The 18,971-nt window shown below is 50.4% G+C and carries 22 protein-coding genes; 14 read left to right on the top strand and 8 right to left on the bottom strand.

The window, feature by feature from the left end:
- Nucleotides 1-189: 189 nt before the first annotated feature.
- Nucleotides 190-795 carry a hypothetical protein gene (locus OXG10_01070; protein MCY3825965.1) on the bottom strand — a complete coding sequence of 202 codons (606 nt, stop codon included), beginning with the start codon at nt 793-795 and terminating at the stop codon, nt 190-192.
- A gap of 154 nt (nt 796-949) precedes the next feature.
- Between OXG10_01070 and carB the strand changes: the two genes are divergently transcribed.
- The 7 genes from carB to OXG10_01035 all read left to right on the top strand — a co-directional run bounded on the left by carB (nt 950) and on the right by OXG10_01035 (nt 8,414).
- Entirely contained in the window at nt 950-4,138 is a 3,189-nt protein-coding gene (gene carB / locus OXG10_01065) for a carbamoyl-phosphate synthase large subunit (protein MCY3825964.1), read from the top strand.
- 38 nt (nt 4,139-4,176) lie between these two features.
- Entirely contained in the window at nt 4,177-4,653 is a 477-nt protein-coding gene (greA, locus tag OXG10_01060) for a transcription elongation factor GreA (GenBank protein ID MCY3825963.1), read from the top strand.
- Nucleotides 4,654-4,662: 9 nt separating this feature from the next.
- Nucleotides 4,663-5,244 (top strand): energy transducer TonB, encoded by a 582-nt coding sequence (locus tag OXG10_01055; GenBank protein ID MCY3825962.1) that lies wholly within the window; start codon nt 4,663-4,665, stop codon nt 5,242-5,244.
- A gap of 64 nt (nt 5,245-5,308) precedes the next feature.
- The gene (lspA, locus tag OXG10_01050; GenBank protein MCY3825961.1) at nt 5,309-5,797 is read left to right on the top strand and encodes a signal peptidase II; all 489 of its coding nucleotides are present in this window, start codon (nt 5,309-5,311) and stop codon (nt 5,795-5,797) included.
- Nucleotides 5,797-6,429, top strand: coding sequence for a riboflavin synthase (locus OXG10_01045; protein ID MCY3825960.1), 633 nt, complete (start codon nt 5,797-5,799; stop codon nt 6,427-6,429). The genes lspA and OXG10_01045 overlap by 1 nt, the downstream gene beginning before the upstream one ends.
- A gap of 6 nt (nt 6,430-6,435) precedes the next feature.
- Nucleotides 6,436-6,963 (top strand): shikimate kinase, encoded by a 528-nt coding sequence (locus OXG10_01040; protein MCY3825959.1) that lies wholly within the window; start codon nt 6,436-6,438, stop codon nt 6,961-6,963.
- A gap of 2 nt (nt 6,964-6,965) precedes the next feature.
- A complete protein-coding gene (locus OXG10_01035) occupies nt 6,966-8,414 on the top strand; it encodes a DegQ family serine endoprotease (protein ID MCY3825958.1) in 1,449 nt (482 codons plus the stop codon).
- Nucleotides 8,415-8,431: 17 nt separating this feature from the next.
- Here the strand turns inward: OXG10_01035 and OXG10_01030 are convergent, their stop codons facing one another.
- The gene (locus OXG10_01030; GenBank protein MCY3825957.1) at nt 8,432-8,863 is read right to left on the bottom strand and encodes a thioesterase family protein; all 432 of its coding nucleotides are present in this window, start codon (nt 8,861-8,863) and stop codon (nt 8,432-8,434) included.
- A 132-nt stretch (nt 8,864-8,995) separates the two neighbouring features.
- Here OXG10_01030 and OXG10_01025 point away from each other — a divergent pair, with 132 nt between their 5' ends.
- The gene (locus OXG10_01025) at nt 8,996-9,217 is read left to right on the top strand and encodes a DNA-binding protein (GenBank protein ID MCY3825956.1); all 222 of its coding nucleotides are present in this window, start codon (nt 8,996-8,998) and stop codon (nt 9,215-9,217) included.
- Between the two features lie 53 nt (nt 9,218-9,270).
- Here OXG10_01025 and OXG10_01020 read toward each other — a convergent pair whose 3' ends face one another.
- The gene (locus tag OXG10_01020) at nt 9,271-10,542 is read right to left on the bottom strand and encodes a hypothetical protein (protein MCY3825955.1); all 1,272 of its coding nucleotides are present in this window, start codon (nt 10,540-10,542) and stop codon (nt 9,271-9,273) included.
- Between the two features lie 200 nt (nt 10,543-10,742).
- On the opposite strand from OXG10_01020, the gene OXG10_01015 reads away from it, so the two are divergent.
- From OXG10_01015 to efp, 4 genes are all read left to right on the top strand, one after another.
- The gene (locus OXG10_01015; protein ID MCY3825954.1) at nt 10,743-11,081 is read left to right on the top strand and encodes a GYD domain-containing protein; all 339 of its coding nucleotides are present in this window, start codon (nt 10,743-10,745) and stop codon (nt 11,079-11,081) included.
- Nucleotides 11,074-11,232: a hypothetical protein gene (locus OXG10_01010; protein MCY3825953.1), complete on the top strand. Its 159-nt coding sequence runs from the start codon at nt 11,074-11,076 to the stop codon at nt 11,230-11,232. Before OXG10_01015 ends, OXG10_01010 begins: the two co-directional genes overlap by 8 nt.
- A gap of 7 nt (nt 11,233-11,239) precedes the next feature.
- Complete coding sequence (mutL, locus tag OXG10_01005; GenBank protein MCY3825952.1) at nt 11,240-13,042, top strand: DNA mismatch repair endonuclease MutL; 1,803 nt, start codon at nt 11,240-11,242, stop codon at nt 13,040-13,042.
- Nucleotides 13,043-13,130: 88 nt separating this feature from the next.
- Nucleotides 13,131-13,700 carry an elongation factor P gene (gene efp / locus OXG10_01000; GenBank protein MCY3825951.1) on the top strand — a complete coding sequence of 190 codons (570 nt, stop codon included), beginning with the start codon at nt 13,131-13,133 and terminating at the stop codon, nt 13,698-13,700.
- 27 nt (nt 13,701-13,727) lie between these two features.
- Here efp and OXG10_00995 read toward each other — a convergent pair whose 3' ends face one another.
- Nucleotides 13,728-15,029: a hypothetical protein gene (locus OXG10_00995; protein ID MCY3825950.1), complete on the bottom strand. Its 1,302-nt coding sequence runs from the start codon at nt 15,027-15,029 to the stop codon at nt 13,728-13,730.
- Nucleotides 15,030-15,075: 46 nt separating this feature from the next.
- Nucleotides 15,076-15,525 carry a transcriptional repressor gene (locus OXG10_00990; protein ID MCY3825949.1) on the bottom strand — a complete coding sequence of 150 codons (450 nt, stop codon included), beginning with the start codon at nt 15,523-15,525 and terminating at the stop codon, nt 15,076-15,078.
- Between the two features lie 89 nt (nt 15,526-15,614).
- On the opposite strand from OXG10_00990, the gene OXG10_00985 reads away from it, so the two are divergent.
- Both OXG10_00985 and OXG10_00980 read left to right on the top strand, forming a co-directional pair.
- On the top strand, nt 15,615-16,214 hold the full coding sequence (locus OXG10_00985; protein ID MCY3825948.1) for a bifunctional 4-hydroxy-2-oxoglutarate aldolase/2-dehydro-3-deoxy-phosphogluconate aldolase: 600 nt from the start codon (nt 15,615-15,617) through the stop codon (nt 16,212-16,214).
- A gap of 2 nt (nt 16,215-16,216) precedes the next feature.
- Nucleotides 16,217-16,588: a hypothetical protein gene (locus OXG10_00980; protein MCY3825947.1), complete on the top strand. Its 372-nt coding sequence runs from the start codon at nt 16,217-16,219 to the stop codon at nt 16,586-16,588.
- A gap of 72 nt (nt 16,589-16,660) precedes the next feature.
- Here the strand turns inward: OXG10_00980 and OXG10_00975 are convergent, their stop codons facing one another.
- The 3 genes from OXG10_00975 to mqnC form a co-directional block, all read right to left on the bottom strand.
- A complete protein-coding gene (locus OXG10_00975; protein ID MCY3825946.1) occupies nt 16,661-17,083 on the bottom strand; it encodes a type II toxin-antitoxin system VapC family toxin in 423 nt (140 codons plus the stop codon).
- The gene (locus OXG10_00970; GenBank protein ID MCY3825945.1) at nt 17,080-17,562 is read right to left on the bottom strand and encodes a hypothetical protein; all 483 of its coding nucleotides are present in this window, start codon (nt 17,560-17,562) and stop codon (nt 17,080-17,082) included. The genes OXG10_00975 and OXG10_00970 overlap by 4 nt, the downstream gene beginning before the upstream one ends.
- 175 nt (nt 17,563-17,737) lie before the next feature.
- Nucleotides 17,738-18,817: a dehypoxanthine futalosine cyclase gene (gene mqnC, locus OXG10_00965; protein MCY3825944.1), complete on the bottom strand. Its 1,080-nt coding sequence runs from the start codon at nt 18,815-18,817 to the stop codon at nt 17,738-17,740.
- Nucleotides 18,818-18,971: the final 154 nt, after the last annotated feature.

Below are 18,971 nucleotides of genomic sequence, written 5' to 3'. Positions count from 1 at the left end.
CTCTCGCCACGCTCAAGATATTCGGGGGAATTACTCATGACTGACAGGTACTAATTTACCGCAAGCATATCTTTTCTTCAAAATTGTATGTAATGACTGGTAGATTTGATAATCTACTCAAGGTTTCAAATAAGCATCTACTTCCATAAAGATAAATTCCAGATCAGTTCGAGAGTTTGAAATGGGCTATCATGGTTCTTCCCTGATGCTGTGCCCTATGTTCTCAATTGTTTCTTTCAGATCAGGGTATTGACACTCGTAGGGTTTGAGTTTTTTGAGGGGATTGAGTCGAATGTTTTTCTGCTCGGGGACTTCCCGGTCAAGCACCTCCGTTGGAAGAACATAGAAATCCCACTTGCTTGTATCAAGCGGTTCAAGAGGTTCTTTTCCTGTAAAAACGCAGAACACGTAGACATTGGCCCAACGCTTAAAGCCTTCTCTGTACTCTCCGGTTTCAGCGTTCCAGCTTCTGTGAGGAGCAATGCCGAACTCAATAACGGAGGGTTTGCATTGTTCCCACGACTGCACATACGCAGAACTCTTAACTTCAATTGTGGTGCCGGATGCCATGCGGATATCAGACTCATCCCACTCTCTTCTTGGTTTTCTGTGGAGACCCAGAGCCGATGCAACCAGAAATTCCGCCAGAATGCCTCGGGATGTGTTGTCAAGAAGCGCCGAACCTTGCCACCTCCAGTAATCAATCAGCAGCAGCGGTTGCGTGACCCCCGGCCCGTGAAACGGTTCCTGACCGTCAAGCAGTCTGGCTTCGAGCCGGGACAGTCCGTCGTTCATAAAGACATTGTACTTCGGATTTAGGCATGAGGGAAGAGCACGGTCTGTGTATGCAGGTAAGGGTGCATTTCAGTCTAAAACAGGGCTTTTCCCTGTTGCCTGTCAGCGCGTTATTAAGTATATATTTGCAACCTGTTACAAGCTTTTCCATTCCATGCCCAAGCGAACTGACATAAAAACCATAATGGTCATCGGATCCGGTCCGATAGTTATAGGACAGGCATGCGAGTTTGACTATTCAGGCACCCAGGCGTGCAAAGTGCTGAAAGAAGAAGGCTACAGGGTGGTTCTGGTAAACAGCAACCCGGCCACCATAATGACCGATCCTGACTTTGCCGACAGCACTTACGTGGAGCCTCTCGTACCCGAAATACTGGAAAAAATAATAGAGAAGGAAAACCTCGACGCCCTTCTGCCCACAATAGGCGGACAGACGGCCCTTAACCTTGCCGTTTCGCTTGCAGAATCCGGCGCGCTCGAGCGCCACGGCGTGGAGCTCATAGGCGCAAAAATCCCGGCGATACAGAAGGCGGAAAACAGGGACCTTTTTAAAAAAGCTATAGCCGACATAGGCCTTGAGGTGCCGCAAAGCGGTATCGCGCATAACATGGAGGAGGCCTGGGATGTTGTGGATGAGATAGGGTTTCCGGTCATTATACGACCTTCTTTTACCCTTGGCGGAACCGGCGGAAGCGTTGCCTACAACAGGGAGGAATTCCAGGAGTTTGCCAAGGCGGGAATCGAAAGCTCCCCGTCAAGCGAGATACTCATAGAGGAATCCATAGTGGGGTGGAAGGAGTTTGAGTATGAGGTGATGCGGGACCACATGGATAACGTCGTCATAATCTGCTCCATAGAGAATTTGGACGCCATGGGCGTTCATACGGGAGACAGCATAACGGTGGCTCCTGCGCAGACCCTTACCGACAAGGAATACCAGCATATGCGCGACGCGTCCATAGCGATAATAAGGGAAATCGGCGTTGAAACCGGCGGCTCTAACATCCAGTTTGCCGTTAACCCCAAAGACGGGCGGATGATGGTAATAGAGATGAACCCTAGGGTTTCGCGAAGCTCCGCGCTTGCCTCAAAAGCCACCGGGTTTCCGATCGCCAAGATAGCCGCGAAGCTTGCGGTCGGCTATTCGCTCGATGAGATCTCAAACGACATAACGAAGTACACCCCCGCGTCTTTTGAACCGACGATAGATTACGTTGTGGTGAAAATACCGAGGTTCGCGTTTGAGAAGTTTCCGCAGACCGCTCCGAATCTCACCACGCAGATGAAATCCGTGGGGGAAGCCATGTCCATCGGAAGGACTTTCAAGGAGTCCCTGCAGAAGGCGATGAGATCTCTTGAGATAGATTCCTACGGTTTCGAGAAGGTGTCCGGTGACCCCGAAGAGGTAAGGGAAGAACTCAGGGTTCCCTCCCCCAGGCGTCTCTGGTACATAGCCGACGCGTTTCGTCTGGGGATGGACTTGGAGGAAATCTACTCGGTCTCTCACGTAGACCCGTGGTTTCTTCGAAATATAAAGCAGATTGTCGATTTCGAATCGGATATTGCTAGGGAGGGGCTTAACCGCGGGACCATGCTTCAGGCCAAGCGCCACGGTTTTTCCGATATTGAGATCGCGAAGATTCTTTGCGCGGAAGAAAGAGAAGTGAGGGATTTCCGCCTGCGCGAGGGAATTGAGCCTGCTTTTAAGATGGTTGATACCTGCGCCGCCGAATTCGAGGCTTACACGCCTTATCTCTACTCGACTTTCGAGAGCGAAAGCGAAGCGCTTCCCACGGACAGGAAAAAGGTTGTGATACTCGGCGGGGGACCGAACCGCATAGGCCAGGGCATAGAGTTTGACTACTGCTGCGTGCACGCGTCTTTCGCGCTCCGGGAAGAGGGGTACGAGGCCGTTATGGTTAACTGCAATCCCGAGACCGTGAGCACGGATTACGACACCTCGGACAGGCTTTATTTCGAACCGCTTACGCTTGAAGATACCTTGGCTCTTATAAGAAGGGAGGATCCTTGGGGAGTCATAGTTCACCTTGGAGGCCAGACACCGCTCCGCCTGGCCCTCGCGCTTGAGGAGGAAGGGGTGAAGATAATAGGAACTTCCCCCGAGAGCATAGATCTTGCCGAGGACAGAGACAGATTCAGAAAGCTCGTTTCGGATCTGGGACTTCTCCAGCCCCAGAGCGATACCGCGAGAAGCGAGGGGGAAGCCATTGGCATAGCCCGCGAAATAGGGTATCCGGTCATGGTCCGCCCGTCTTATGTTCTGGGCGGTCGCGCCATGGAGACAGTTTACGACGAGGAGGCTCTCCGGACCTACATACGGGAAGCCGCGAGCGTTTCGCCCAATCACCCGATACTGATAGACAAGTTTCTAAAGGACGCGAAGGAAGTCGACGTGGACGCTGTTTGTGACGGGAAAACCGTTGTTGTGGGCGGGGTGCTCGAGCACATCGAGGAAGCGGGGGTTCATTCCGGAGACAGCGCGGCGATTCTGCCCCCGTTTTCGATGGAACTTGGGATTGTCGAGGAAATAAAATCCCAGACCAAAAAACTTGCGCTTTCTCTGAATGTAAAAGGGCTTGTCAACATCCAGTTTGCCGTAAAGGACGGAGAGGTTTACATAATTGAGGTGAACCCGAGAGCTAGCCGCACCGTTCCTTTCGTGAGCAAGGCCATAGGGGTTCAGCTGGCCAAGATAGGGACCAAGGTGATGACCGGAAAATCTCTTGAGGAACTCGGCTACACGCAGGAAATCGTCCCGGGGCACTACTGCGTAAAGGAATCGGTCTTTCCTTTCGTCAAGTTCCCGGAAGTTGACACAATTCTGGGCCCGGAAATGAAATCCACCGGCGAGGTCATGGGAATTGCTCCCGACCTTGACCAGGCGTTTGCCAAATCCCAGATTGCGGCCGGCAACAGACTTCCTTCCGGCGGAGTGGCCTTCATAAGCGTAAAAGACGAGGACAAGTCCGACAGGATGCTTGATATAGCCCGGAGGCTGAGCGATACCGGTTTTGATATAATGGCTACCGGAGGCACATCTGAATTTCTCAATAAAAATGGTATATTTTCCCGAACGGTGAAAAAGGTTAAGCAGGGTCGCCCCCACATAGTCGATCACCTTAAAAACGGCGAGGTGCAGCTGGTTATAAATACCACTTTCGGGAAAAAGGAGATCGCGCAGTCATATTCGATAAGAAGGACCGCGCTTGTAAACAATGTTCCTTACTTTACCACTCTCGTCGGCGCGGTCGCCGGAGTCAGTGCTATCGAGGCCTTGGTGAGAATCGGTCTCGACGTAAAGGCTCTGCAAAGCTACTATTAACACGGCTGGGGTATGATTGAGGCGAGGAGGAGATATTAATGAGTGTCCAGAGAGTGCTAATTACTCCCGATGGCTGGAAAAAGCTTCGGGACGAACTGCATAGGTTGAAAACCGTCGAAAGACAGGAAGTAATCAGACTTATAGAATATGCGAGGTCCCTCGGGGATCTTTCCGAAAACGCCGAGTACGAGACCGCCAAGCAGAAACAGTCGTTCATAGAGGGAAAGATACAGGAAATAGAAGACCGCCTCGGCCGCGCGGAAGTAATTGACCCCGAAAAAATCACTGCCCGGGACAGGGTGGTTTTCGGTCTTACGGTTACTGTGGAGGATATCGATTCCGGGGACATAAAGAAGTACAAGCTTGTGGGAGAGGATGAATCCGAGCCCGAAGAAGGCTTTATATCGGTTACCTCTCCGGTCGGCAGCGCGCTTATCGGAAAGAGAGTCGATGACGAGATACAGGTCAGGGTTCCCGGAGGGATTAAGGAATTTCTGGTTATTAATATAGAATAATCTTTTGGTATGGGCAGGCCGGTTGACAATCTCAAGAAATTCATACTGTTTTCAGTTGTCTTCCATGTTCTTATATCTATTGCCTGGGGGAAGATTGTCGTGCAGAGAAGCGTCCCCGTATACGGCGATCACATAGAGGTTTCCCTGAGGCATTTCGAATTCAGAAAACCCGCACCCGCAGAAAAAGTCGTAAAGAAAAAAAAGGTTGTTAAGAAGAAAAAAGAAAAAGTCGTAAAGGAAGTGAAAAAGCGGGATGACTCCCTGGCGCTTAAAAAGGAAGCAAAACCCGCCCCGGAGGAGCAATCCGAGGAGAGTTATGCCACCGCGAGGCCATCTTACGGTTTTACCCCCAGACCTGGCTATCCCGCGGTTGCCATAAGACGCGGTTACGAGGGCAGCGTGTTGCTTAATGTGCATGTGCTTCCGAACGGGGAACCCGAGGAAGTAACCATCTTCAAATCCTCCGGTCACAAGGTTCTTGATAATGCCGCTTTGAAGGCTGTAAAAAAGTGGAGATTCGTCCCGGCGCAAAGGGGCTTCAGGGCGGTTTCAAGCTGGGTCAAGGTTCCGATAGAGTTTCGGCTGGAATGAGGCTTAACCATCTGCCGGGAGTTTGCGGGATTTTCTTTCGGGGTCGGGATTTCTTGTTTTTTTCATGAGAAATTATCTAAGTGTGTTCGTTATATCTTTTCTGGTGGTATTGCTTGACCAGCTGACTAAGTGGCTCGTTAAGGCCCACGTGCCGTTTCTATCGAGGATAAACGTGTTTTCATGGTTCGATATAACGCATTTACGAAATCCTGGAATCGCGTTTGGCATGTTAAGGAACATGTCTGAAGATATAAGGCTTTACTTTTACATAGTTGTTTTCGTTTTGGTGCTGATTGCGATTTTTTTCTTTCTTCGCAGACTTGAAGAGGAGCGGAGAGTTTTTCGATATGGGCTTGCTTTTGTGCTGGGGGGAGCTATTGGAAACTCGATAGACAGGTTTGCCTACGGATACGTGACCGATTTTATTGCAGTTTACTGGCCGGGGAACCCGGACCTGCTCTGGCCTCCTTTTAACGTAGCCGACTCTGCGATCACGGTCGGGGCGATTTCGATCCTGATTTCCGGAGTCTTGTGGCGGGGCAAGGAGAATTAATGTTTAGCGGTATAGTTGAAGACATTGGAGCGGTCCAGGCTCTTGAGAAAAAGGACAAGGGCGTTCTTTTAAGAATCGGGGTTCGGAAGATCGATGCCGGGGAACTGGGTCTGGGAGAGAGCGTGGCCGTAAACGGCGTATGCCTTACGGTGGTTTCTTCCGGAGACGGTAGTTTTTCTGTTGACACGTCCCACGAAACGCTTTCCAGGACAAACCTTTCCGGCCTCCGGACGGGGAGCGAAGTGAATCTCGAGAGGTCTCTTCGGGTCGGAGACAGGATGGGTGGACATATCGTCACGGGCCACGTGGACGGAGTCGGTGTCGTTCAGTCCATTACTCCGGTAGGAGAATCCAGGGTTTTTTCTTTCTCGATTCCCGCATCCCTTGCGAAATACGTGGTCGAGAAAGGGTCGGTCGCCGTTGACGGCGTAAGTCTCACCGTCAATTCGGTAAAGGACACTGAGTTTTCGGTGAACATAATTCCCTACACGCTTCGGGAGACGACTTTTTCCGAATTCCGCCGTGGCAGGGAAGTCAATATAGAGTGCGACATAATAGGCAAGTACGTAGAGAAAATGCTCTCCGGCGGAGACGCCTCCGCCGAGGGTTCTCCCGTCGGAAGAAGACTGTAGGTTGATTTGAGCCAGAAAAGACATATTTTTCTTACGGGGTTTATGGGAGCGGGCAAAACAAGCGTCGGCAGGGAGCTTTCCGGAAAACTGCGAATGGATTTCTACGATCTTGACAGTGAAGTGGAACGGGCCGAAGGTCTTTCTGTAACCGGGATCTTTGAAGCGGAGGGAGAGGAGAGCTTCAGGAAGAAGGAAACAGATATGCTCGCCGCTCTTTCGCGGAAAACACCCCCGGTCGTGATCTCAACGGGAGGAGGTGCGGTTCTGCGACAGCGCAATCGCGAGATAATGGCCGCGTCGGGTGAAGTTTTCTATCTGCGGGCGGATATCGATACCCTTTGGAACAGGGTGAGGAGCGAGAAGGGAAGGCCCCTTCTTGACGTCAAGGACCCTAGGGCCGAGTTCTATGAGCTTTTCATGAAAAGAAAGAATATTTACGAACTCTCGCCGTATGTTGTTCTTACGGATGATATGAGTGTCTCAGAAGTTGCTGATAAAGTAATTGGGATGCTCAAAGGAAATTGGAGGCTTTAACTATGAAGAGAACTGTTTTCCTGTTTTTTGCTGCCTGTTTTTTACTTGTGGGTTCCTTTTCGTGCGCCAAGATGGAGGATGACGAAGAGAGCTCCGGATCCCGGTCGCGCGAGAATGTCCCGGAACTTCTTTCTTCTTCAGGTTCTTCTGTAAAATTCCCCTCCCTTGCGGGTCTTGTCGAAAAACAGAAGCATTCTGTTGTGAACATAAGCACCACGAGTGTTGTAAAACGGGGGAAGGTGCTTCCTGATTTTGGCGAGGGGGACCCTTTCGAGGAGTTTTTCAAGAGATTTTTTCCGAACGACCGGGAGCGGGAGTTCAGGAAAAAGGGCTTGGGCTCCGGGTTCATAGTCAGCAAAGACGGCTATATAGTTACCAACAACCATGTGATCAGCAGGGCAGAAGATATACAGGTCGTTCTCTACGACGGGTCGAGGTATACGGCCGAGATTGTGGGACAGGACACCAAAACGGACCTTGCGGTTCTGAAGATAAAGCCTGAAAAAAAGCTGAAGCCCGTTGTTTTTGGAGATTCGGACAAGCTTAGAATCGGCGACTGGGTCATGGCGATTGGAAACCCCTTCGGACTCGGCTACACCGTGACGGTCGGAATAGTGAGCGCGAAGGGAAGGTCTCTGGGTCTCGGGGCCTACGATGATTTCATTCAGACCGATGCGTCCCTCAACCCCGGAAACAGCGGAGGTCCGCTTTTTAACTTGGGAGGGGAGGTAGTTGGTGTTAACACCGCAATAGCAGCCAGAGGCCAGGGAATAGGGTTTTCTATCCCAACCAACATGGCCAAGGGGGTCATATCCCAGCTCATGGAAAAAGGCAAGGTGGTCAGGGGGTGGCTGGGAGTCGTTATTCAGCCTATAACGCAGGAGATAGCCGAGAGCATAGGGCATGAGAGTACCGATGGGGCTCTTATATCCGATATAAGCCCGGGAAGCCCTGCGGAGAAAGCGGGTCTGCGAAGAGGAGACGTGGTAGTGAAATTTGACGGAGAGCCTATAAAGGAGTTTACGTCTTTATCCAAGCTCGTGGGAATGAAAGCTCCCGGCACTTCCTCTAAGATCACGGTTCTCCGCGACGGGAAGCGCGAGGAGATTTCCGTTGTTCTTGGCAAGATGCCGGATGAAGAGACTCCTGCAGAGTCTCAGGGGGACGAAGATATTGAATTAAGTGACATTACCCCGGATATCGCCGCGCGGTTCGGCGTTGAGGATAAAGCCGGGGTGCTGGTTACGAACGTAAACCGTGGCAGCTCAGCCTGGGAGGCGGGATTTCGTCCCGGGGACGTTATACTGGAGGTTAACAAGAACCCCGTGGCGAACCTTGGGGACTACAACAAGATCATAGGCGGTCTGGAACCCGGAAAGCAGTATCTCTTTCTGGTAAAGAAACGTAAAAACACGATTTACATCGGCTACGCCCCTAAAAACAAAGAGTAGCGGGCAACTATCGGTGATTATTCTCCGGGGATGATTTTCCTTCGGAATTCCTCCGGCATCCGCACGGTTTTTCTCTCTTTGTAGTTAAAAAATACGAGAGAGGTCTTGACCTTGGCGATCTCCTTGCCGTTTTTTTCGTTCACCAGTGCGTAGATAAGTTCGAGAAAATTGTTGCCATACTCGCCGATGCCGATGCTTATTTCCATTACGTCCCCGTAAAACGCTTCCGAACTGTAGGTGATCCCTACGTCTCCCATTATAATTCCCACTCCCTCTATATCGGCTTCAGTGTAGCCGTGTGTCGCGAGGAATCTTACGCGGGCCTCGTGCGCGAGGGTTAACACGGAGTCGTGTCCAAGATGAGAACCGTAATTTATGTCGTCTATTCTTATCGGAATTTGCGTTGAAAAGACGAATCTGCTCGGTAGATCTATTTTTATTCTTGCCATTTTCGCGGGTTCTCTTCCTGAATATATCTGTATTTTCGGGGCTATAAAAGAATTGTTTGCTTTTTGTTTTTCAGGGGTTATAGTCATGCCTCAATAATTGTTCCAATAAATTTTTCTAGGAGGCGGAATTAGATGGAAGAAAGGACAGAAAAGGAGCATGTAAGTAACCACGTTGATATTGAGTCCAAAAGGTTTTTCTTTGACGTCAAGGAGAACCACAAGGGTCAGTACCTTAGGATTACCGAACTAAGCGGCGGCCGCTCAAGCATAGTCGTTCCCTTTGAAGGAATAGAGCAGTTCAGAGACAAGCTGGTCGAAACGATAAAACAATCCCTCGAGTTAGTTGGAAGCTAGAGAAATCCCCAGGATTTAATTCCTCCCCATCTTGGCACAAGCTTTAAGATCATCTACATGATCGCTTTTGCTTTTACCACTCTGAGTTTTATAAGATTCGGGTCGGGAAGCTTGCTTATAAATCCGACCTGAACATTCCTGAGCCACATCACCTGTTTCGGAGCCAAGACTTTTTTTATCTTGAAGCGGTTTGATCCGAAAGGGGTGTTTGAGGATTTGAAAAACTCTATTTCAAGCTCTATTTTCTCGTAAGCAATGTCGCTTATGTTCTCAATGACTAGCTTGCTTAATGTCGCGGTTGCCCCGGGGATTCCGCTTCCCCATTCAAACTCCCTTATTACTATATCGTGTTTGGGGAAAGCTTCTCTGGGCTGTTCTTGGTAAAATTCCGTGTTCCTGTCTGCGGCCGAATCGGTAGAGCCGACCGAACTGGTCGGAGGAGGAACGCTTTCGTAAGTGCTTTCGGATTCATCCGAGGATGGTGCTTGTTGGCGCGGTTCGGCTTTTTTCTCCCCGTCTTTTTTTCTTAGTATGCTGACGGAACTGATTTTTTTCTTTATCCTCTCTCCCAGGCTTCCCCCGCCGGAAAGGATGTAATTGAGTTCCTTTGTCGTTATCACCTCGGCACCGGAGACGGCAATAGATCTTTCAACAGCGTTCGGACTCGAGAAACCGACGTTTATCCCCGTAAAAGTTCTTTCCTCTCCGGCGGGAAGTACGTTGTGTATCGTCACCGAGGACAGGTGGGTGCTGCCCGGTCCGGTTCCGCCCTCTTTTTCCGTTAAAAGCAGTTTTATGCTCTTAAAGTGGGTTTTTCCTGTGTTCTCAAGGGTGATTTCCGTTATGAAACCCTCCGTTCCGAAGCTCGCGCCTTCAAACTCCCAGTTCTTTATGAAAATCACGTTCTCGGCACCCGCGGACGAAGAACTTCCCGACACCTCGGCGCCGGTCACCATCGCCTCGGAGTCTTCAAGATCCGAGTTCATGAAACCCATATCCAGGTTGGAGAAGGTTTTTCGGCTTCCCGCGGGCAGTTCCCCGGTTATCTTTCCGTGAAGTGAGCCTAGGAGCTTGCCGGTTCTTGTAAACAGATCAATCCTGATTTTGATGTTCTTGTAGTTGGTTCCGCCGGAGTTTGCGACGGTTATTTCTGAAAGCGTTGCCATACGCCCCACTCCGTAGGATTTCCACGAGTAGTCCGTTACGGTGAGATCTTCCCGGGGGTTTAGCTGCTGCGCATAAGCGACCTCCGCTTGCGGAGAGAGAAGAAGCGGAAAAAGCAAAAGGGCAAGCGTGATTGTCGCGGCGTGAAATATGCTTTCCATCAGGTCTTAAAAAATATTTATAGTAATATACCGAAGAGTTTTTGTTATGGAAGTTCTGGGCGAAGACTTTTTTCCTTGAGATATCTTCCAAAAAGGTTATAAATACATAATTCCCTTATAAATCTAGAGCGGCTACCGTCAACTAAAGGTTTTCTCGGCGCAAGATTCGCCGTAACTCATGGAAACAGAGGGTTTTTTCAATGGCAATTTACATATTACTCAGCAGACTTACTCCTGAGGGCAGAAAAACTGTAAAGGAACGGCCCGGGAGAATAAAGGAAGTCGACAAGGAGCTTGAGGACATAGGCGTCAGGGTTCTTGAGCAGTATGCGACTCTGGGTAGATACGATTTTGTAAACATAGTGGAGGCACCCGATAACGAGACCATAGGAAAGGTCTCGGTTGACCTCTGCTCAAGGGGAACGGTCGAACTAGTAACCCTTCCGGCGGTCTCGGTCGAATCTCTGGTTAAATCGCTTAACAAGGCAAGAGCGGAGAAGGCGCCCCCAACGCCATCCGGAGAAGACAAAGATGTTTAAAAAATATTTCGGCGTAGTGGAAGAACAGTCGCGGGACGTTTTCGGGACGCACCCGAAAAAAACCCTCTCGGCTTTTTCCTTTTTCTCGGTTGCCGCGGTCATTTTGCCCCTGATCATACTCATCCTGTTTATTCTGCTTAAGCTTTTCTAAGGTATTAATGGCAAGAATCAGAACACTTCCGGATGTACTTGTCTCTAAGATAGCCGCCGGAGAAATAGTCGAAAGACCAGCTTCCGTAGTAAAAGAGCTTGTTGAAAACTCAATTGACGCCGGGGCAACCAGAATATCCATACACCTTGAAGCCGGGGGCAAGCGGCTAGTAAGGGTGGTTGATAACGGCCACGGGATGTCCCGTGACGATGCCCTCATGAGCATTGAACGTCACGCCACGAGCAAGATAAGGGATATTGACGATCTTTTCTCGATTGGAACTCTCGGTTTTCGCGGCGAAGCCCTTCCGAGTATAGCCAGCGTTTCAAGGTTCAGAATGATAACTGCCGCCGAGGGGTCAGGATCCGGTACCGAAATCTACATCGAAGGCGGGGTCGTAAGGAAGATAAAGGAGACTGCGTCTCCTGTGGGTTCGTCCGTTGAGGTTAAGAACCTGTTTTTCAACACCCCGCCGCGGCTTAAGTTTCTCAAAAGGCCGGAGACCGAGCTCGGCAGGGTTCTTGAAGTTGTCCAGCGCGAGACCCTTTCACGCCCCGGGGTATCTTTTGAGGTCTCCTCGGATGGAAGAACCATCCATCGCTACGGCGCAAGCGAGTCCTTTGCGCAGCGCATAGCGCAGATAATTCCCGGCACGCCGCTTTACCCTGTGGACTTTGAAGACGAGACGCTGGCCCTGCGGGGCTTCCTAGGAAGTCCTCTGGATCCACGTTCCTCGATGCGCAGGTTCTTTACTTACGTAAATGCAAGACCCGTAAGGGACCGTTTTATAAACAGGATTATAATGGAGTGCTACGGAAGGATGGTTGAAAAGGGGAAATACCCCCAAGGGGCGGTCTTTATTGAAAGGGATCCCGCCTTGGTGGACGTGAACGTACATCCTACCAAAAGTGAGGTGATGTTCGAGAACCAGTACGAAGTTGGCCAGAGCATTCGCCGCGCGATAGGCGGCATGCTTGCCGATGCCCCTTGGATGAAGGGCTACAGGGAAAGAACCCAGAAGGCTCTTGAAGATTTCTACGAGAAGCAAAAAGATCCCGGATTTTCCGAGAACAAGGGGTACTCCACCACAGGGCCTTCGCCAAAAGCAGCTTCCACCCAGGCCGCTCACAATCCTGAGTTGGGGTCTCCATATCCTCACAACGGCGCTTCCTCTATACCTGAGAAATCTCCAGAGGCGACAGGAGAGGGTATGTTCTCCGGTGGCTTTTATTCAAACCTCAGGTTTCTCGGACAGGTAGGAAAACTTTATCTCGTATGCGAGGACCCGGACGGCATCATTCTTGTTGACCAGCATGCGGCCCATGAGCGGGTTAACTTCGAGAGAATAAAAAAATCCTATCTCGAAGAAGCTTTTTCCTGCTCCCAGAAACTTCTCATCCCCGAAGTCGTCGAACTTACGGTCCGGGAAATCAATACGGCGCAGCAGTTTGCAGAAGAAATGGAGAAGCTCGGCTTTGATTTTGAAGTTTTCGGAGAAAACGCGGTGAGAGTGAAATCCGTCCCGGGGTTTTTAAGAGACTCTGATTACGCCCGGGTTTTTGGCGACCTGTTTGATGAGCTTGATGGTCTGGGAGACCCCAAAAGCTTGGAGGGGCATCTTGACGCCGTGTGTGCGACCATGGCGTGCCACAGTTCGATAACCGCAAACCGAACCCTCTCGGAACAGGAAGCGCGGACTCTTTTTGCCGATATGGACGCTTCCGAGAATCCGCACGCCTGCCCTCACGGTCGGCCGGTAGCGACCCGGATATCGTACAATATGCTTGAAAAGATGTTTAAGAGAACCTGATTCTTAAGGTTGATGCATTGTGATGGCAAGCGAGAATTTCCGAGAAAAATTGCTTTTTGCAAATTCGTAAAGGAGGATCGAATCCGAAATGGCTGTTGTTGACACGAGTGGTTTTCACAAGGGCATGAAGATTGAGACCGAAGGGGCGATCTGGGAGATAGTCGAGTACAAGCATTCAAAAATGGCGCAGAGAAGCCCGATAGTTACGGCGAGACTTAAGAATATCGCCACGGGAGCCGTACGGGAAATGAAATTCCGCGCGGGAGATACGTTTAACGTTCCCGATATCCAGAAAAGAACCATGCAGTATCTCTACAGGGACGATGAGATGTTTTACTTTATGGATTCCGAGACTTTCGACCAGTTTCCTTTCAGGGCGGATGCAATAGGGGATACGACGAAGTTTCTCAAGGAACAGCAGGAAGTCATGGTGCAGATGCATGAAGGAGAACTCATAGGAGTGGAACTTCCCACGGCTGTTGTCTTCGAGGTTACCCACACAGAACCTGGAGTGAAGGGAGATACGGTTTCAAGTACCACGAAACCGGCGACCATAGAAACCGGAGCGGTGGTGGCCGTTCCTCTTTTTATCAACATCGGGGACATGATAAAAGTCGATACGAGAAACGGGAACTATCTCGAAAGGGCGAAATCCTGAGCGAAGGCTGCCTATGTTAACTGCGACCTATTTCCCGAAAGGGTCTTCAATTTCCGGATGCCAGAGCTTGAAGTGTTCTCTGTGCAGGTCGTGGTATGAATCTTTCTCGAAATACTTATCGTAGAATTCAAGATCAAGGTGGTGGGCCTGAAATACCAGCCGTACGAACATCGGGTCCAGGAAAGCCGGGAATCTTCCATAGTTCTCATAAACGTAGGTGCAGAAATCCTTTACTATCTGTATTCTGACTTCGGAGGGATGGTATTCGTCACGCAGGATTGACGCGGGATCTCTGTAGGGGAACGGATTGTCCTCCTTCCAGAATTGCCCCCTTACCTCTAGAAACCTGTCGACGGCTTCGCTCATATCCGCCACGTAGGGAGGGCAGAGGGATTCGAAAACTCCGTCCCTTCCGACGGGATAAGGCGGGTTTGTGCTCCTGAGGCTTTCCTCCGGCTGGACGAACCGAAATCCGAGTCCTTTGTGGGAAGGGTCGACCCCGAGCGCGTAATGGGGAAGCAGTCCGGTGAAAGTCCAGCCTCCGAGACCCAGGGCCTGCAGCGCGAGATTCATGTTCTGGCTTATAAAGGCCTGTTCCACGTTAAGCGTGGTCAGCACCCTTAATTCCAGATCGAACAGAGAAAGCCTGACGTCGTTTCTTATGTAGCCTTTCTCTATCCACTTATCAAGACCGCACGATCTTCCCCCGTTGAGTTCGTCAATAATGTTAAATCCGTACTTGGCGCCGAAGTATATGAACAGAAGCACCATGTACTCGACTGTGGTGTTGGTCACCGGGATAAAGAAAGTCGTTCCCGGCTTGTTTGTATTCCATGCGTTAAAGTCGAAAAGGCCGGGTTCTCCCTTCGGGAGATCGGCTCTTTGGTTCTCAAGGGTAATTCTGCTTGCCCTGAAAAGTTCGACTATTTTTTCAAGCTGCTTTTCCCTGTCAAGCGACATGAAGATGGATGTGTCGGGGGGCATGAGGTCAAAAAGCCGCACCATGTAAACGCCTTCGTCGTTTGTGTAGAAAAGTTCGGTCGAATGAGAGTTGCAGGAGCACGGCCAGCTTCTGCCGGTCCACTGGAAAAGCCACGATATGCCGGTTCTCGGAAGGTCCCCTAGGGAAAGGCCCGTGGTTCCCGTGCCCGCCCAGATCAAAAAAGCCTCTTCAAGTTCGGAGAGGGGAACCGGATCGTGAGCGGAACTGTAAGCCAGGTTTCCCTCGGGAATTTCCATCCCGAGGCCGAAGCGGCGCGACCTTCTTGAGAATATGGAATCCAGAAGACTGAAGTTTATGGCTCGTTCAAAGCCTTGCGGGATTTTCATTTTTCCGCTCTTTTAGGCGGCCTTGCAAGAAACAGCCCGTTTTCGGTCAGTTGTTAAGGGCTTTGCATTCCTCGCAGATTCCGCTGAAAAGCACCGAGTATCCAAGAATCTTGTAGTTGTCTATTTGCGGGTCAAGTTCCGAGTAAGCCATGGAATCGTCGTAGATGTCCTCTATCTTTTTGCATTTTACGCATACGACATGGTGGTGGGGTTCCATGTTGGCGTCGTATCTTGCGGCGTGATACAAGGTGTTAACTACTGATATGAGTCCCATTCGCTCGAATGTCTCAAGCGTTCTGTACACGGTGGTAAGGGATATGTTCGGATAGTAGTCCTTTATGTTCTTGTAGATCATCTCGGTGCTCGGGTGCTGCATGCTTCCCGCGAGCTCCCTGTATATCGCTATTCTCTGAGGAGTTACCTTAAGCCCCAGTTCTTTGCTTCTTTTTATGAATTGCGATATCTTGTTTTCGGTTCTGAGTTCCGAATTCTTCATAATTTGCCCCTTTGGGGGGATTAAAACAGGCCAGTCTCAGTGTACCTTAAAAGTTTTTAAGTCTCAAACCGCGCGCCATGGAGAAAACTGTGATTGAGTTTATGAGGAAAAACAGGGTCGTGGCCGTTATCAGGTCCGCCAGTTATGAAAAATCTCTTGAATTCGCAAGGGGATGCGTCGACGGCGGGATAAGAATTATAGAAGTCATATCAATCTCTCCGGGTTCTGAAAGGCTTCTTCGGGAACTTGCCTCGCAGGACGGAATATGCGTCGGGGCGGGTACGGTTCTTGACCGTGATTCCGCCGAACGGATGAGTGACTGCGGGGCCCGTTTCATAGTTTCTCCGCACACCGACCCCGGGATAATCGAGTATTGCCGGAAAAACGGCATCACGGCGGTCTCCGGCGCCTTTACATCCTCTGAGATGGTTAACGCCCGCAGCATCGGAGCGGACTTCGTAAAGATATTCCCCGCTTCGAGCTTCGGTCCGGGTTACGTGAAAGCCATAAAGGAACCTCTCGGATTTATTGATATCATGGTCACCGGAGGAGTTACCGCGGACAACATCCGGGATTATCTCTCGGCGGGAGCCGCGCTTGCCGGGGTGTCTACGGCGCTTTTGAGCGGAGGAGACGACTATCAGTCCATAAAACAAAGAGCCGAGGAGTTCTCCCGGTTCTCCACGTGAAAATGGGTACAAAGCCGCAGGCGAGGGAGTTTTATCTTGATTCAATAGACGAGGTGTTTGCCGAGATCTTCTGCCTTTTCGGTGGTGGCTTTGACGTCAGGATGGAAATTGCCTCCGAAACTTCTCATATAAGCGCTTCTTTTTCGCGGGGCGATTTCCCGGTTGACAGGAATACGGCGGTTGATTTTGAGCTTTGCGCCTTTGAGTGTTCGGGTGTTTCCGCGGAGAATTTAGAGGACTATCTCGGGGCCCCTGTGCATACGAGCAGCGCGCTTGAATTCTTTGACTATGTTTTTTCGCAAAGAACGAAAATCGACTGTTGCGTGGACTTTGCGGGAAACAGCTGGGTGATAGTTCTTAACGGCTCCCGTTGAAAATGCCGATTGCTGTGTTTTTCGTAGAATACGGGACAAGTTCTAATTCTGCGCGGATAACCGACGCGTGGTTCAGAGAACCGCATTTTCAAGGGACTGGATGAACTGAATCCCGCGGATGTTTTTTCTGCTCAGGCGATTATCATTTGTAATGAACAGGTCTGTGTGTGCAACAGACGCGCACGCAAGCTGTATGGCGTCCGGAGCCTTGATTGAACGGTCCTGGCGGATTTCAGCAAACCTGAGAGCGGCGGGAGAATCAAGCGGCAGTACTGCCGCGGCCGCGGAAATCGCAAGTTCGTAAGCATGTGCGAGTTCATCGTTGCCCGTCTCCCTGGGTCTGACCAGGATTTCGCCCAACGTGAGCGTCGAGGTGAGCAATTCATCTTCGCGTTCAATCATCCGTTGGCGCAATGCCGCAACTCGCTCGCTCCGTTCGCCTTTGTCTTCAAAGAGATATATGAAGAGATTCGTGTCCCAGAAAATTCTGCTCATTGCCATCCCGCACGAAGTTGACTGACGTAGGAGTCCGCGTCTTCTTGGGCCCATATCTCTTTTCCCATGCCACGTAGTGAAAGTATCGGGTCAACCTCCTTGGTATTGGCGCCTTCTGTATAATCATGATTATACCAGTCGAGCAACTCGTGATACTTCTTTGGAATATCTTTCTCATTTGGGACATTTTTTCCGGTACGAAGATCGTGGTACGGGTCGCCGGGCTTGAACAGGCGACGGCGCCCTCTGGATGTTTCAGTCAGCATTCTGTATCTTCCCGGATTGGGAGGCCTGTTGGCTACGCAGTGGAGGTAAGCATGAATCTGCACTCCTGGTCTTAGTGGCTCCGGGCCAGCGACTTTCTCGATTTCTGCCTGACGAACTATTTCCCTGACAGCGAAGTCTCCTCGGTCGGGATTCTTTATATGAAGCAGTGCCGTTGCTATCCATACCTCATCGGCGACGAGAATTTTTACCATGTTAACTATCCTTATCTTGGTATACAAGGTAAAACTAGCACATTATGGTTACGGCGTCAACTCTGCATGTAGAGACTGACTCTGTCTATGGAAAACAGAGCTGCGGGTGTCGACATGTTTCTGTTAAATTTGCGCTGGAGGAAAACTTCTTTTTGCAGCAGTTTGTGTATCCGTTCTAGAATTTTTCCAGAATTTCGTAATAAGTGTTTCTCTGCGCGGGATTGAACCCGGCGCTTCTTATCATATGTACCAGTTCATCCACGGTCGAGCGTATTTTGTTCTCCGCGCACCCGAGGACATTTTCATCGTAAAGGGTCCCCCCGAGGTCGCTTGCGCCGTAGTGCAGGGACATTGAACCCATTTTCTTTCCCTGGGTAAACCACGAACCCTGTACGTGCTTGAAGTTGTCAAGGAATATCCTGCATACCGAGAGAACCCTCAGGTATCTCTCCCCGCCGACTTCGTCTTTTATTCTTTTTTCAAGCAAGGTGTTTTTCGGCTTGAACGTCCACGGGATAAACGCCAGGAAGTTCCCGGTTTCGTCTTGAAGCTCTCTTATTCTCAGCAGGTGCTCAATTATATCTTCGTCATCCTCAAGGTGTCCGAACATCATGGTTGCGGTCGTCTTAAAGCCTGCAAGGTGAGCTTCCCTGGTGATTTTCATCCAGGTGTCGGCATCTATCTTGAGAGGGCTTATCGCTTTTCTTGTTCTGTTTGTCAGTACCTCGGCTCCGCCTCCGGGTATTGTTCTCAGTCCCGCGTCCCAGAGGCTTTGCAGCACGTATCTCGTGTCGAGGTTTTCATACTTGGCAATGGCGGCTATCTCCGGGGCGGAGAAGGCGTGGAGATGAAGCTCCGGTATCTCTCTTGTGGCCCTTTCTACTATCTCGATATAGTAATCAAGCTTGAGTTCTGGGTTGTGTCCGCCTTGCAGAAGTACCGTAGTGGCGCCGTTGTGGTACGAAGTGCGCATTATTTCGATTACCTTGTCGACGCTCAGGGTGTAGGCGTCGTAGGCGCCCGGCGGTCTCCAGAAGGCGCAGAAAAGACACTCGGTGTCGCAGACATTCGTATAGTTGGGGTTTGTGTCCGCAACGAAGGTCACCATGTTTTCCGGATTAAATCTTTTCCTTACGATATCGGCCAGAGAACCTAGCTGGAGCAGGTCGGCCCTACCGAGAAGCAAGGCGGCTTCGTCGGACGATATCCGCTTACCTTCAAAAACCTTCGTATAGATATTCTCAAGTGAACTCATAGAGAAAGTTAATAAAGCTAATAGCGGGGAAAAGTCAATTCCGCAAGCAGTGTTTGTAGGAGGTTTTTTGGCAGGCACTAATTCCCTTTTTTATTTACCCTGTTGACGCAGGCTGGGCCGCGCGACAATGCCCGCAGTTTATGATAATGAAGAG

Source organism: Candidatus Dadabacteria bacterium, from assembly GCA_026706695.1.
Classification (GTDB): domain Bacteria; phylum Desulfobacterota_D; class UBA1144; order Nemesobacterales; family Nemesobacteraceae; genus Nemesobacter.
Note: the sequence above shows the minus strand (reverse complement) of the source record. Positions and strands in the feature narration are given on the sequence as shown.

Coding starts and splice junctions, on each gene's coding strand:
- OXG10_01070 (MCY3825965.1), bottom strand. CDS start 795: ATGAACGACGGACTGTCCCGGCTCGAAGCCAGACTGCTTGACGGTCAG.
- carB (MCY3825964.1), top strand. CDS start 950: ATGCCCAAGCGAACTGACATAAAAACCATAATGGTCATCGGATCCGGT.
- greA (MCY3825963.1), top strand. CDS start 4,177: ATGAGTGTCCAGAGAGTGCTAATTACTCCCGATGGCTGGAAAAAGCTT.
- OXG10_01055 (MCY3825962.1), top strand. CDS start 4,663: ATGGGCAGGCCGGTTGACAATCTCAAGAAATTCATACTGTTTTCAGTT.
- lspA (MCY3825961.1), top strand. CDS start 5,309: ATGAGAAATTATCTAAGTGTGTTCGTTATATCTTTTCTGGTGGTATTG.
- OXG10_01045 (MCY3825960.1), top strand. CDS start 5,797: ATGTTTAGCGGTATAGTTGAAGACATTGGAGCGGTCCAGGCTCTTGAG.
- OXG10_01035 (MCY3825958.1), top strand. CDS start 6,966: ATGAAGAGAACTGTTTTCCTGTTTTTTGCTGCCTGTTTTTTACTTGTG.
- OXG10_01030 (MCY3825957.1), bottom strand. CDS start 8,863: ATGGCAAGAATAAAAATAGATCTACCGAGCAGATTCGTCTTTTCAACG.
- OXG10_01025 (MCY3825956.1), top strand. CDS start 8,996: ATGGAAGAAAGGACAGAAAAGGAGCATGTAAGTAACCACGTTGATATT.
- OXG10_01020 (MCY3825955.1), bottom strand. CDS start 10,542: ATGGAAAGCATATTTCACGCCGCGACAATCACGCTTGCCCTTTTGCTT.
- OXG10_01015 (MCY3825954.1), top strand. CDS start 10,743: ATGGCAATTTACATATTACTCAGCAGACTTACTCCTGAGGGCAGAAAA.
- OXG10_01010 (MCY3825953.1), top strand. CDS start 11,074: ATGTTTAAAAAATATTTCGGCGTAGTGGAAGAACAGTCGCGGGACGTT.
- mutL (MCY3825952.1), top strand. CDS start 11,240: ATGGCAAGAATCAGAACACTTCCGGATGTACTTGTCTCTAAGATAGCC.
- efp (MCY3825951.1), top strand. CDS start 13,131: ATGGCTGTTGTTGACACGAGTGGTTTTCACAAGGGCATGAAGATTGAG.
- OXG10_00995 (MCY3825950.1), bottom strand. CDS start 15,029: ATGAAAATCCCGCAAGGCTTTGAACGAGCCATAAACTTCAGTCTTCTG.
- OXG10_00990 (MCY3825949.1), bottom strand. CDS start 15,525: ATGAAGAATTCGGAACTCAGAACCGAAAACAAGATATCGCAATTCATA.
- OXG10_00980 (MCY3825947.1), top strand. CDS start 16,217: ATGGGTACAAAGCCGCAGGCGAGGGAGTTTTATCTTGATTCAATAGAC.
- OXG10_00975 (MCY3825946.1), bottom strand. CDS start 17,083: ATGAGCAGAATTTTCTGGGACACGAATCTCTTCATATATCTCTTTGAA.
- OXG10_00970 (MCY3825945.1), bottom strand. CDS start 17,562: ATGGTAAAAATTCTCGTCGCCGATGAGGTATGGATAGCAACGGCACTG.
- mqnC (MCY3825944.1), bottom strand. CDS start 18,817: ATGAGTTCACTTGAGAATATCTATACGAAGGTTTTTGAAGGTAAGCGG.